Source organism: Kocuria marina (assembly GCF_000786655.1).
In the GTDB taxonomy this organism is placed as follows: Bacteria; Actinomycetota; Actinomycetes; order Actinomycetales; family Micrococcaceae; genus Kocuria; species Kocuria marina_A.
Window position 1 is genome coordinate 80,974 of the sequence record NZ_JROM01000048.1, and the last position, 13,442, is coordinate 94,415.

The following is a 13,442-nucleotide window of genomic DNA, read 5'->3' on the forward strand; positions in this document are numbered from 1 at the left end:
TTCGGCCACTTTGTCTTCGACGATGTCGACGGGGAGGTAGCGCTGGTCGCAGAAGCCGTCTTGCTTGCCTCGACAGAAGTAGTACTCATGAATGGAGCCACTTCGGCCTTTCGCCTCGACGTAGACCATCCGCGACTCGCGTCCCCCGTCATGGCAACGCCCGCAGAAGAGCATGCCTTTGAGGTAGTGGTGGTGTACACGATCGCGTGAGCCGGCTCCGCTTCTGCTACGCATGACGTCCTGGACTCGATCGAAGAGATCCTGTCCCACGATGGGCTCGTGTCGGCCGGGATAGAGCTGGCCTTGGTACTTTACGTATCCCACGTAATACGGGTCCTGCAGCAGGCGGTGCAACTGGCTGGCAGAGACAGGGCTCTCGGGTTTCCTGGCAGTCTGACGTGTGGTGAGGCCAAGATCTGCCATCGTCGCTTCGAGCCGGTCGATCGTGTAACTTCCGGAAGCGTAAAGTTCCCAAGCCTTGAGCACGAGCGGAGCCCGCTTCTCGTCGAGGGCGATGCTGTTGACCATCCGACCTTCGACGTCGACGCGAACATTCAAGTAGCCGAGCCGAGCCTTGCCGAGCGTGCCGCCGTTGATGGCCTTATTCCGCATCTTGATTTTGATGTCCTCACCGCTGAGCTGGTTCTGGACTTGGTTCATGATGTCGGTGACAGCTTCCATGGCCTCGGCGTACGTGCCCTCCCCGAAATCCTCGCGGGCGGACAGCAGCCGGACGTCGAGCTTGTCGAGATGACGACGTGTGATGGCAGCGTCGACGAAATTTCGGAACGCGCGTGAGCGTGCATAGACGATCACGTAGTCGACGTTCGGGTTCTCCTGCAGGTACGCGAGCATACTCCGGAACACGGGGCGCTTTTCGATGGTCTGAGCGGACACTCCCGGCTCGACGAATTCCTGGACGACCTCGGCCTCAAGCGAGTCGGCCCTCTGTTGGCAGATGTCACGCTGGGTGGCGATCGAATTGCCGTCCTTGTCGATGTCGAACGCCGTCTCAGTCTGACGCTTACTGGATACACGTAGGTACAGGACAGCCTTTCGAGGAACCGTAACGGTGGCGGACGGCATGGTCGGGTTCATGATCAAACTCCCTGGAGCTTTAGTTCGGGCTTCATGCGGTAGCGGAATGTGCCCGGGAAAGCACGACGGTCGGGTCGAAACCGATTGGACTGCGTCACGATGCCGGTCTGACTGAGGCGGCAAGTGATGGCGGCTTCAGATACGTCGAAGTGCCGAGCCAAGTCCGCCACTTGTTGCACACCGCCGTAGCAGGCACGTTTGAGCAGCACTTTGGGTACCAAGAGGCATCCGGCGAAGTAGTCCGCCGCCTGTTCCGCTTGCTCCGCGGGCGTGTTTGTGGCTGTGCCGCTGTACAGGCCGCTGGAGCGACCGTGATCGATGATGTGCTTGTACTCATGTGCCAGCGTGAAGCGTTGGCGTCGCGGGCTCTCGTATCTATTGAGCTGGATAACCCATTGGCAGGCTCGGCTGTCCCAGACGCGCCAATGCGCACGGTCATCATGGAAGACTACAGCCAGTTGCACCCACACTTTCGAGTTCGATGGGCCACCTGCAGAACAATTGCAAAAATGACCATTGAAACAATTCCATAATTTCGACGTCATGATGGCATTCAATCGACACATTAGACTGCCGCTCTACGCACGGCGGGACAGGCATAAGCTAAGATATGGTAAAATGCATATAAATATAAGCGGAGAATAGGCGGATGGCATTGGCTCTCAAAAAATCAGATTTGTATAGCTCCCTTTGGAAGAGCTGTGATGAGCTCCGAGGAGGTATGGATGCCTCCCAGTACAAGGACTACATTTTAACGCTTCTGTTCGTGAAGTACGTCTCCGACAAAGCCAAAACAGACCCAAGCTCCCTGATCGACGTACCGACCGGTGGATCGTTCGAAGACATGCTTGCCGCCAAGGGCGATAAGGAAATCGGCGACCGATTCAACAAGATCATCGCCAAGCTCGCCGAGGCCAATGGCCTTCGAAATGTCATCGATCTAGCTGACTTTAATGATGAGGAGAAGCTCGGCAAGGGCAAGGAGATGCAGGACCGCCTTTCCAAGCTCGTCACCATATTCAACGACCTCGACTTTAGAGGCTCCCGCGCCGAAGGCGACGACTTGCTCGGTGACGCATACGAGTACCTGATGCGCCATTTCGCCACCGAGTCAGGCAAGAGCAAGGGTCAGTTCTACACGCCGGCCGAGGTCTCACGCATCCTCGCCAAGGTAGTCGGCATCGGCCCCAACACGCGCCAAGATCAGACCGTCTACGACCCAGCCTGTGGTTCCGGCTCGCTGCTACTCAAAGCAGCCGCCGAGGCGCCTCGCGGGATGACGATCTACGGCCAGGAGAAGGATAACGCCACCTGGGCACTGTCAAAGATGAACATGATCCTGCACGGCAACGAGATCGCGGAAATTGAAAAGGGTGACACAATCACCAATCCGCAGTTCACTAAGGGTGATCACCTGCGGACCTTTGACTACGTCGTCATGAACCCACCGTTTTCGGTGAAATCATGGAACAACGGCCTGGAGAACGACTACAACCGCTTCGAGTACGGCCGTCCGCCGGAGAAGAACGGCGACTACGCCTTCCTGCTCCACGCGCTGACCTCGCTCAAGAGCACTGGCAAGGCCGCGATCATTCTTCCTCACGGCGTCTTATTCCGAGGGGGAGCTGAGGGCACGATTCGCACCCGCTTACTCAAGCAGGGCTTCGTCAAAGGTGTCATCGGCCTGCCTGCGAACCTTTTCTATGGCACCGGCATCCCAGCATGCATCGTCATTCTTGACAAGGAGAACGCTCAGGCCCGCACGGGCGTGTTCATGATTGACGCATCCAAAGGCTTCACGAAGGACGGAAACAAGAATCGACTGCGCAGCCAAGATCTGCATAAGATTGTCGACACATTCAACAAGAAGATCGAGATCGAGCGCTACTCACGCATGGTGCCAATGAGCGAGATCGCGGATCCCAAGAATGACTACAATCTCAACATCCCGCGTTACATCGACTCTTCAGAGCCCGAAGACCTTCAGGATCTTTACGCGCACCTGCACGGCGGCATTCCTAATGCAGACCTCGACGCCCTCAGTGACTATTGGGACGCCTTCCCACAGCTGCGCAACCAGCTCTTTAAACCAAACCGACCTGGCTATAGCGACATGACCTTCGATGTCGGCAATGTGCAACAGACAATCCTCGACTCGCCCGAGTTCCGGGCGTTTGTGGACGAGGCGAAGGCGCTCACAGGTGACTGTTACATGGCCCATCGCGATACTCTAGCCGCAATTAATGCCGAAACCCGGCCGAACGATCTTACTGCCATCATTGGCGACGACATCCTCGCCAAATTTAAGCCCGTGCCACTACTCGACGAGTACGACGTATACGAGCAACTCATGTCCTACTGGCATGACACCATGCATGACGACGTCTTTCTCGTGATGAATGAGGGGTGGCTAGAAGCCGCGAAACCCCGGAAGGCCATTGAGGACAAGGAGCGCAAGCTCTCGGAAACTCCTGACTTGGTCGTTGGATCTGGCCGCAGTTCCACTAAGTACAAGATGGACCTCATCCCGCCGGCACTGATCGTTGTGCGTTACTTTGCCGACGAACAGGTCAAGCTCGATGAACTCGCCGCGGAACTCGAGACTACATCGGCAGCCGTTATCGAACACGCCGAAGAGCACGGAGTCGACGAGGCACTGCTTTCTGACGCCACGAACGACAAGGGTACATACACAAAGCAATTACTGACCGATGCGATCAAGACGGCCAAAGCGGCGCATGACGACGAGACGCTTAGCTGTGCCAATGAAGCACTGAAACTGCTGAACACTGAAGTCGCCGCTAAGAAGGCCGTAAAGGACGCGAAAGCCAAGCTTGATCTCGCAACACTCAAGAAATATGGCGATCTGTCCGAAAATGACGTTAAGACGCTGGTGCTCGAGGACAAATGGCAGGCGACCCTCGTGGCACGCGTTGCAGGTGAAGTTGAAGCACTTACGCTCTATCTGGTCGTGCGCATCCAGCAGCTTGGCGAGCGATATGCCCAGACTGTCAGCGACCTCGACACTGAGCTGGAGAACCTCTACAGCAAGGTGACCGATCATCTTGCGGCGATGGGAGTCAAACTGTGACGGAATGGGTGTATCGCTCGGTATCGGATCTCGTCGATGGTCTGACCGCCGGAGTGAGTGTCCGGTCGACTGGCGACGGGTCTGGCGGGGCGTCGGTTCTCAAGACTTCAGCGATTGATGCCGGACGATTCGATCCTCGGGAAGCGAAGCCGATCCTGCCGATCGATCTGCCAAGAGCCAAATGTCCCGTTAGGGCACACAGCATGATCGTGAGCCGAATGAATACCCCGACGCTAGTTGGCAACGTCGGCTACGTCGATCAGGACTACGACGACTTGTACCTACCAGATCGTCTCTGGCTCGCGCGCTCCAAGCGCGGTTCAGGCACTGACATGCGATGGCTCACGTACTACTTTGCCTCACAACCTGGGGCCCGCCGACTCCGTAGTCTGGCGACCGGCACCAGTGGAAGCATGAAAAATATTCCAAAGGACCGGGTTCTCAATCTCGACATCGCCACGCCGAGCGCATCAGAGCAGCACGCAATCGCGGATGCCCTGGCTGACGCCGATGCCCTGATCGCCACCCTAGAACGGCTCATCGCCAAAAAGCAGGCGATCAAGCTCGGCATGATGCAGAACCTCTTAACTGGCCGCACGCACGTGTCTAGCTTCTCAGGTCAGTGGCGCTCGACCACCCTTGGCGACGTCGTTAAAGTTGTAGGCGGCGGCACACCCTCCCGCAGCATCTCAGCGTACTGGGGTGGTCGAATTCCGTGGGCGACCATCAAAGACATCAGCAATTTTAATCCGCACGGGACACAGGAGTACATCACTCCTGCCGCCTTGCAGGCGAGCTCGGCGCGGCTCGTGTCCGCCGGAACCCTGGTCCTTGCGGCGCGAATGTTAGTTGGGAAAGCTGTTCGCTTCGACGTCGATGTTGCCATCAATCAGGACTTGAAGGCACTCGCCGGCGCTCCCGATGTTGTGGACCCCGCCTACCTGCGTCACTGGTTCGATGCTTACGGCTCTACTCTCGCTTCATCCGCTGGAGGTAGCACTGTTGCGGGAACTTCAACGGGGCAGATTAAGGCGATGCCGATCGAGCTACCAGCACTTGACGAACAACAGGCAATTGCAACGGTACTCGATGACGCTGATAGTGAAGTTGCCGCGCTGCGAACACGACTCAAGAAGGCTCAAGTAATGAAGACCGGTATGATGCAAGAGCTTTTGACTGGCCGTACGCGCCTGCCTATAGGGGTCTCTTTATGAGCGACGTCGGACAGATCGAACGCAAGGCGCAGGACCGCGTAGTCAAGCTGTTCAGAGACCGGCTCGACTATGAATACCAAGGCAACTGGGAGTATCGCGAGGGCAACTCGAACATCGAGGCTGAGTTACTCGTCCAGAACCTCAAGGCTTGCGGCTACGCTGACAACCTAATCACCCGCACACTCGACCAGCTCGGCAAAGCTGCGTCGGTTGGCGCCGGTCATGACCTGTATGAAGCAAACCGAGACGTCTACCAACTTCTTCGCTACGGCGTGAAGGTCAAGCCTGGTGTCGGCGAGCAGACTGAGACGGTCTGGCTGATCGACTGGGATAATCCAGGTGCCAATCACTTCGTTGTAGTTGAGGAAGTCACGGTGCTTGGCCAGCACACCAAGCGCCCAGACGTGGTGCTGTACGTTAACGGCCTCGCCCTAGCAACGATTGAACTTAAACGATCGAAGGTGTCTGTCACTGAAGGTATTCGGCAGACCATCGGCAACCAGAAGCCCGAATTCATCCGTCCGTTCTTCTCGACGGTACAGTTCGTCTTCGCAGGCAACGACGTCGAGGGGTTGCGCTACGGCGTGATCGACACACCCGAGAAGTACTGGCTGGAGTGGAAGGAGCCCTCAGAGGTCGCCGATCCACTTGACAGTGCCCTGTTGCAGCTGTGCGATAAGAAACGCTTCCTCGAGTTGATCCATGACTTTATCGTCTTCGACGCGGGTGTTAAGAAGGGCCCCCGCCACAACCAGTACTTCGGCATCAACGCTGCCCAAGACCGGATCGCCAAGCGCGAGGGCGGCATTATCTGGCACACCCAGGGGTCCGGCAAGAGCTTAACGATGGTATGGCTGGCTAAGTGGATCCGGGAACATCAGGACGATGCGCGGGTCCTACTGATCACCGACCGTACCGAACTCGATGATCAGATTGAAAAGGTCTTTAATGGCGTCAACGAGCAAATTTACAGAACGTCGAGTGGCGCCGACCTACTAGGCAGCCTGAACCAAACGCAGGAATGGCTCATCTGCTCCCTCGTACACAAGTTCCGCGGCAGCGATGACGACCAGGCCCAAGACGAAGTTGGCGAAAACTTCATTGCCGAACTGAATGCCAAGATTCCTAAGGACTTCAAAGCCAAGGGCAATATCTTCGTTTTCGTCGACGAGGCCCATCGCACCCAGTCCGGCAAAATGCACACGGCCATGAAGCAGCTTCTGCCAGAGGCGATGTTCATCGGCTTCACTGGCACCCCGCTCCTGAAGGCCGACAAAGCCACCAGCATCGAGACCTTCGGCTCGTTCATCCACACCTACAAGTTCGACGAGGCTGTAGAAGATGGTGTTGTGCTGGACCTGCGCTACGAGGCCCGCAACATCGACCAGAACCTGACGTCACCCGCACAGGTGGACAAGTGGTTCGAGGTCAAGACCAAGGGCATGACGGACCTCTCCAAGGCCGAGCTCAAGAAGCGCTGGGGCACCATGCAGAAGGTCGTCTCTAGCGAGCCGCGTGCCAAGCAGATCGTCAACGACATCCTGTTGGACATGGAGACAAAGCCTCGGCTGATGGATGGGCACGGCAACGCCATGCTTGTCGGCTCCAGCATCTACCAGGCGTGCAAGTTCTATGAGCTGTTCTGCAACGCCGGCTTCAAGGGCAAGTGCGCCATCGTCACCAGCTACGTCCCGAACGCCAGCGACATCTCCAAAGAAGACTCAGGCGAAGGCAAGACCGAGAAGATCCGTCAGTACGACATCTACCGCAGAATGCTGGCCGACTACTTCGACGAGCCCGAGGACAGTGCCGTTGGCAAGGTCGAGGAGTTCGAAAAGGCCGTCAAGAAGCAGTTCGTCGAGAACCCCGGCCAGATGCGGCTCCTGATCGTAGTCGACAAGCTGCTCACCGGTTTCGACGCTCCGAGCGCAACCTACCTCTACATCGACAAGAAGATGCGCGATCACGGCCTGTTCCAAGCCATCTGCCGAGTCAACCGTCTCGACGGTGACGACAAGGACTACGGCTACATCATCGACTATCAGGACCTCTTCAACTCGCTCGAGGACGCGATCACCGACTACACCTCGGGCGCCCTGGACGGTTATGAGAAGAAGGACATCGAGGGGCTGCTGAGCGACCGCATCGAGAAGGCGCGCGAAGATCTTGACGACGCACTGGAGCGCATCCGTGCCCTCGTGGAGGCTGTCGCCCCACCGAAGAACACGCTCCAGTACCAGCAGTACTTCTGTGCGATAGAGCAAGGTAACGCCGAGCAGCTCAAAGCCAATGAACCAAAGCGCGTCGAACTGTACAAGTCAGTCGCAGGCGTGACGCGAGCCTTCGCGAACCTCGCCAACGAGATGACCGAAGCGGGCTACAGCGAGTCTGAGGCGGAAGCAATTAAAAAGGAGATCGCTCACTACGTCGATGTGCGCGCAGAGGTGAAGCTGGGGGCCGGTGAGGACGTCGACTTCAAGCAATACGAAGCCGGCATGCGATTCCTTCTCGACACCTACATCCAAGCCAGCGCCTCTGAAACCGTCTCGAACTTCGAAGACACCGGACTGATCGACCTCATCGTCAAGCTTGGCGCTGGTGCGATCGACAAGCTCCCCGAGGGCATCAAGAAGAGTCCCGAGGCTGTGGCCGAGACGATCACCAACAATATGCGCAAGGTGATCATCGACGAACGCGCGATGAACCCGAAGTACTACGACCGGATGAGCGAACTGCTCGACGCCATCATCGAGGAGCGACGCCAGCAGGCCACCGACTACCAGGAGTACCTCGCCAAGCTACTCGACACAGCCAAGCGACTCGGCACCAAGGAGTCGGACACTAAGTACCCAGAGTGGGCCAACAATGGTGCCAAGCGAGCACTCGTCGACTTCTTCCTCCCCGACGAACATCTTGCGATCGAGATCGACACCATCGTCCGGCACACCAAGCCCGACGCCTGGGTCGGCAACCTTATTAAGGAACGCAAGGTCAAGAACGCCATCCGCACCAACCTCGGCGGCGACTTCGACCAAGCTAAGCTCGACGAACTTTTCGAACTTGTGAAGGCACGTCATGAGTACAGCTAGTGCCTACCTGACCGTCCGAGGGATAGACGTCGACGTCATCTACAAGGACATCAAGAACCTCCATATCGGCGTCTACCCGCCGCTCGGCCGTGTGCGCGTTGCGGCCCCCAAACGCCTCGACGACAACCAAGTGAGACTCGCCATCATCCAGCGACTGCCATGGATCAAGCGGCAGCGCGAACAGCTCAAGGCCGCACCGCGCCAGACCGAGCGAGAGATGGTCACAGGAGAGTCCCACTACGTCTGGGGCCTCCGCCGACGCCTGAAAGTCGTCGAGCGACCAGGGCGAACCCACTTCGAAGTCGACGGCGATCGACTCGTGCTCTATACGCCGAGCAGCGCGACCGCCGAGAAACGCAGGACGGCACTCGATCAGTGGTATCGACAGCAACTGCGTGAGTCAATTCCTAACATCATCGAAATCTGGGAGCAAAAGCTCGAAGTGTCGGTACCCCAGTGGACGATCCGACGTATGAAGACCAAATGGGGCTCATGCAACCGCGAAACCCGTCACTTATGGTTCAACGTTGAGCTGGCGAAAAAGCACCCGGACTGCCTGGAGTACATCGTCGTCCACGAGATGATTCACTATTTTGAGCGCAATCATGGTGAACGCTTCACTAAACTAATGAACAAACAGCTCCCTGACTGGCGAGCTCGACGGGATAATCTTAATAGTAACCCCCTCCGACACGAGACATGGGATGGCGTGACAATGAGTTTGGAGTCTTCACTGTGACAGATGTCGCCGACATGATTGCGACCCGCGCCGCCAATGATTCAATTCGCGGATACTGCTATCAATTCGATCGCACAATTCTTGAAATACTCAACGCAGACGAAGACGCGGAAATTTTGGTTGAGGGACTTGAGGATATCGACGTCCTAACAGCAACCCAAGACACCGCCGTCCAAGTCAAGTATTGGTCGTCCAAAAAATATAGTACACCTCGATCCATCCATGAACCAGTTGAACTTATGCTGGATGCATTTTCCAAGGGCGCACAGTACAGATTTATTCTGCATGTCCACTTCGGCCAGGAGTCCGATCCGCCCAACAGGTTGACAATCGACGAGTTACGACAATGCCTGACAAGAAAGACCAGAAAAACCGAGAAAGAAGACGCAAAGACGCACCTCGACTACGAAAAGTATTCTATAGCGATCCTGGAGGGTTTTGTCGAAAAACTGCACATTCAAGTTGGCGAGGACTTTGAGTCACAAAATAAAAAAGTTAAGAAAGAGCTAGCTTCCCATCTTGGAGCTCAGGAACAGGACATCTCGGACCTTTACTACGCTACCGCACTTGCACACGTTCAGTCTTTAGCGATGACGCCTAAAGCCGAAGCCCGCAAGGTCACCCGCAAGGCTTTTCTAACTCGGATCAATACCCGCCCAGCTCTATATAGCAGATGGCATGCGGAGATTATGGGCGCGGATCGATACGCGACTGGACTTGCACGCCATCTTAAAAAATTAAAATCACTCTCACCCACCAAGGCAAAAGCTCTCATCATAAGCCTGGGTCAAGGGTACGGACACGCCGAAGCTCTTGCTTACCGGCTGGCCACCGAAGAATATGGTGCAGGCAAGATGCGCACGGCTAAACCGTGGACCTTAGTTCTCGATGGAAATGACGATCAAATAAAGCAGTTGAAAAAGAGCTTAATTCAGCGCGAAGTCAAAATAAATGATGGCTACGAATCCATTTGTTTCCAACCAAAATTATTTAGTCTGCTACCCGTAATAACTAGAGTCAATGGCGGAGACCTCGTTAAGGTTGCATCCTATACAATAAGAATTTCTTCTTTGACCAGTTTTCGTAAGTTTATTGAGGAGAGCAACAAACTTGATGTCATCATAGCTCCCACTGGACTAGATGATGAATTATGTCGATCCGGCAGTGCGGATCCGCCCGTTTTGTATCAAGGGCTGAGTGTGGAGCATATACACAAAATAATTGGGAGTAGTCGATGAGGGAAAATGACATTACAGATATTGCAAAAGTAATAGCCGTTGGTCCTGACATTATTGAAGTGGAAGTCAGTTCAACAGAGGAGTACCAAAGCCGTGACGTGCAACTGGAAATAGGAAGCTACGTACAAATTTCCGATGACAACGATTCGTGCTTGGTCGCTATCATTCAAGGCTTCCGAGTTAAAGACTCCTTGACCCGTCAAGATGACGACGAACCCTCCTCGGTGAAATTCGTTCTGTCGCTCCAGCCTGTTGGTCGCATCGAAAATGAGTGCTTTAAACGTGGTGGCAAACAAATTACTATTCCCCCGCGACGAGTCGAGATAGCATCTAAAAGCCTTTTAGCAGATATTTACGCCGCGGTCGAACCCGAAAAGCGATTTTATTTTGGACGATTGATGCAAAACGAAAGCATCCCAGTACATCTGGACGGTGACAGCTTCTTCGGCAAACACATTGGCGTGGTCGGATCGACGGGCTCGGGAAAGTCTTCGACAGTGGCTGCGATCCTTCAAGAGGGTATTCGTCCATCTACCGATCAATCGTCCAAAGGAAAACTAAACAATTCTCATGTGATAATTTTCGATTTGCACGGTGAGTATCGAAGTGCTTTTCCAGACGGCCGGGCGCTCGGTGTCGATAACATCAAGCTCCCATACTGGTTAATGAATTCCGAGGAACTCGAGGAGATGTTTATTGAAAGCAATGAACAAAACTCCCACAATCAGGTTTCTCAATTTCGAAACGCGGTGATCGAAAACAAGAAGAAGTATGCAGGAACCAATGGGTCGAAGGTATCGTACGACTCGCCGATCTATTTTAGCTTAGAAGAAGTAATCAACTACCTCACTCACCTCAATACTGAAGTGGTCAGTAAAATTCCCGGCGACGGGAATCAACCTAAGTTTAAAGACGATTCAACCCTTGTAGATGATCGCTCTAAATACTATTTTGAAGCGCCAAGGGAGTTTGTCGAACAGAGCACTTCGAACGCCACTAAAGCATCAAACGGTCCTTTTAATGGGGAATTCAACCGATTTTTAATGAGGCTAGATGGTCGAAGAAATGACGAACGTCTCGACTTTTTATTGGCTCCCCGGAACGGCGATAATCGCGAGTATAAGACAGAAGACTTAGACGAACTACTGTCGCAGTTCATGGGCTACGGTGACCCCAAAAGCAATGTGACAATCCTGGACTTGAGTGGTATTCCCTTTGAAGTCTTAAGTGTCGTAGTATCACTGATTACCCGGTTAATATTCACGTTTAACTTTCATTTCAAAAAACAACGCATCAGAGGCTCTCAAGAGCTGCCCTACTTGCTCGTTTACGAAGAAGCTCATAACTACATACCCCAAAGCGAAGGCGCAAAGTACGGCACCGTCAAACGCGCGATTGAGCGCATTGCCAAGGAGGGCAGGAAATACGGTATCTCTTTGATGATTGTAAGTCAAAGACCGTCAGAGATATCAGAAACTGTCTTTTCGCAGTGCAATAACTTCGTAGCGATGAGGTTGACAAACCCGGCTGATCAGCGGTACGTGAAGCGGCTGCTGCCCGATAACCTTGGTGCAATTACGGACGCACTTCCCTCTTTGGAACGACAGGAAGCGATCATTATTGGAGATGCTGTAGTCGTTCCTTCGATCATCAAAGTGAGTGACATTGAGAACCTCCCGGATTCTCACGACATCAACTTCCGTACCGAGTGGAAGCAGGATTGGCTTGCAGTCGAGATTCCTGACGTTATTCGAGATTGGCAGGGTTAGATAATACAGTCAGCAGAGCCCGCTCTACTTCATGCCCAAGAGGAACTTTCGCACCGTGTCGTAGCTACAACCCACACGCTTTGCGACGTCTCGAATCACGAGTCCCTGGGCACGCAGTCGCAGTACCTCACGCTCCTTCTCGGGCGTCAGGCCGCGTACCCGTGTTCTTACGCCCCGCTGCTCGAACAGTTGCAGGATCGAAGAGTGCGAGATGGCGTACTCGCGAGCCAACGCCGTGGTGGTCTCCCCCGCCGCGTACCACGCCACTATGGCGTTCAGCTGATCAGGGCCGAGACGCAGACTGAGAGCTCGTCGCGAGCCCTTCATGGGGACGCCAGAGGGTAGAAAATCGGGCTCTTCAGGATCCAGGGTGTAGTCGCGGCCTGAACCCGCCGGTCTCCAGGAGCGATCTGGCGATGTAGTTGGTGAGGTTGCGGAACCCGAGCGCGGAGCCGCGCAGGTGTTCGAGCCGGCCGTTGATCGCCTCGGTCGGGCCGTTGGATGTACCAGGACGATCGAAGTAGGCCAGCACGTCGGTGGCCCGCTTGGTCAGGGTCCGGCCGAGCGTGATCACCTCGCTCAACGCACCCGGGACGCCGTGGCTCAGGGAGTGGATCAGCCGCTGCATCAGCGCTCGGCCTCGGGCCCGGTCGGGTTCTCGGTAGGCGGCGATCATCCTCTGGTAGATCCCCCAGGTGGCCTCGACCTCGACGTGGGCGTCGGCCGTGAACAGCTTCTCCAGCCGGTCCCGCTGCTTGTCGGTGAGCAGGTCCGCTCCGGTGTGCAGGGTCCGGCGAGCCGAGTAGAGGGGATCGCCGGCCCGGCCGCGGTGGCCACGGGTGTCCTGCTGAACGCGGCGCCGGCACTGATCCAGGGCATCGCCGGCCAGGCGCACGACGTGGAACCTGACTCGTGCCACTTGAGAGCTCCTGGCTGACTTGGCCGGTGTTGTCGCTGGTCAGAGTCCTGTGGCGGGGGTCGGCGACACACTAATCGGGTGGGTAGGGTCGGACCGTGGTGTTCGTGCGTAAGGTCCGGACGGCGTCGGGGGCGACGGCGGTGCAGATCGCTGAGCGCCGGGGCGGGCGGGACAAAGTCCTCGAGCACCTGGGCTCAGCGCACACCGAGGCCGAGCTGACCGCGCTGTTGGAGGCCGCCCGGGTGAAGATGCACCCGGGTCAGGGCGAGCTCGACCTGAGCGCGG

At 55.7% G+C, this 13,442-nt stretch carries 7 protein-coding genes and 3 pseudogenes; 7 read left to right on the forward strand and 3 right to left on the reverse strand.

Annotated elements, in window-relative coordinates:
* Window positions 1-6 precede the first annotated feature (6 nt).
* Both AS25_RS15550 and AS25_RS14345 read right to left on the reverse strand, forming a co-directional pair.
* Window positions 7-1,098 (reverse strand): annotated as a pseudogene (locus tag AS25_RS15550) (recombinase family protein); the annotation flags it as partial.
* Between the two features lie 2 nt (window positions 1,099-1,100).
* A complete protein-coding gene (locus AS25_RS14345; RefSeq protein WP_216594115.1) occupies window positions 1,101-1,643 on the reverse strand; it encodes an ImmA/IrrE family metallo-endopeptidase in 543 nt (180 codons plus the stop codon).
* A 104-nt stretch (window positions 1,644-1,747) separates the two neighbouring features.
* On the opposite strand from AS25_RS14345, the gene AS25_RS11330 reads away from it, so the two are divergent.
* The 6 genes from AS25_RS11330 to AS25_RS14350 are packed head-to-tail and all read left to right on the forward strand — an operon-like array spanning window position 1,748 to window position 12,238.
* Window positions 1,748-4,189, forward strand: a complete 2,442-nt coding sequence (locus tag AS25_RS11330) for a type I restriction-modification system subunit M (RefSeq protein ID WP_084118174.1) — start codon at window positions 1,748-1,750, stop codon at window positions 4,187-4,189.
* On the forward strand, window positions 4,186-5,403 hold the full coding sequence (locus tag AS25_RS11335) for a restriction endonuclease subunit S (RefSeq protein ID WP_156960970.1): 1,218 nt from the start codon (window positions 4,186-4,188) through the stop codon (window positions 5,401-5,403). The genes AS25_RS11330 and AS25_RS11335 overlap by 4 nt, the downstream gene beginning before the upstream one ends.
* Complete coding sequence (locus AS25_RS11340; RefSeq protein ID WP_035965169.1) at window positions 5,400-8,492, forward strand: type I restriction endonuclease subunit R; 3,093 nt, start codon at window positions 5,400-5,402, stop codon at window positions 8,490-8,492. Before AS25_RS11335 ends, AS25_RS11340 begins: the two co-directional genes overlap by 4 nt.
* Entirely contained in the window at window positions 8,479-9,231 is a 753-nt protein-coding gene (locus AS25_RS11345; RefSeq protein ID WP_035965172.1) for a M48 family metallopeptidase, read from the forward strand. The genes AS25_RS11340 and AS25_RS11345 overlap by 14 nt, the downstream gene beginning before the upstream one ends.
* Entirely contained in the window at window positions 9,228-10,469 is a 1,242-nt protein-coding gene (locus AS25_RS14735; RefSeq protein WP_156960971.1) for a hypothetical protein, read from the forward strand. The genes AS25_RS11345 and AS25_RS14735 overlap by 4 nt, the downstream gene beginning before the upstream one ends.
* A complete protein-coding gene (locus AS25_RS14350) occupies window positions 10,466-12,238 on the forward strand; it encodes an ATP-binding protein (protein WP_084118176.1) in 1,773 nt (590 codons plus the stop codon). The genes AS25_RS14735 and AS25_RS14350 overlap by 4 nt, the downstream gene beginning before the upstream one ends.
* Before the next feature lie 358 nt (window positions 12,239-12,596).
* Here the strand turns inward: AS25_RS14350 and AS25_RS11355 are convergent.
* Window positions 12,597-13,142, reverse strand: a pseudogene (locus AS25_RS11355) (ISL3 family transposase); the annotation flags it as partial.
* Window positions 13,143-13,252: 110 nt separating this feature from the next.
* On the opposite strand from AS25_RS11355, the pseudogene AS25_RS11360 reads away from it, so the two are divergent.
* Window positions 13,253-13,442, forward strand: a pseudogene (locus tag AS25_RS11360) (IS1634 family transposase); the annotation flags it as partial.

Coding starts and splice junctions, on each gene's coding strand:
- AS25_RS14345 (WP_216594115.1), bottom strand. CDS start 1,643: ATGACGTCGAAATTATGGAATTGTTTCAATGGTCATTTTTGCAATTGT.
- AS25_RS11330 (WP_084118174.1), top strand. CDS start 1,748: ATGGCATTGGCTCTCAAAAAATCAGATTTGTATAGCTCCCTTTGGAAG.
- AS25_RS11340 (WP_035965169.1), top strand. CDS start 5,400: ATGAGCGACGTCGGACAGATCGAACGCAAGGCGCAGGACCGCGTAGTC.
- AS25_RS11345 (WP_035965172.1), top strand. CDS start 8,479: ATGAGTACAGCTAGTGCCTACCTGACCGTCCGAGGGATAGACGTCGAC.
- AS25_RS14350 (WP_084118176.1), top strand. CDS start 10,466: ATGAGGGAAAATGACATTACAGATATTGCAAAAGTAATAGCCGTTGGT.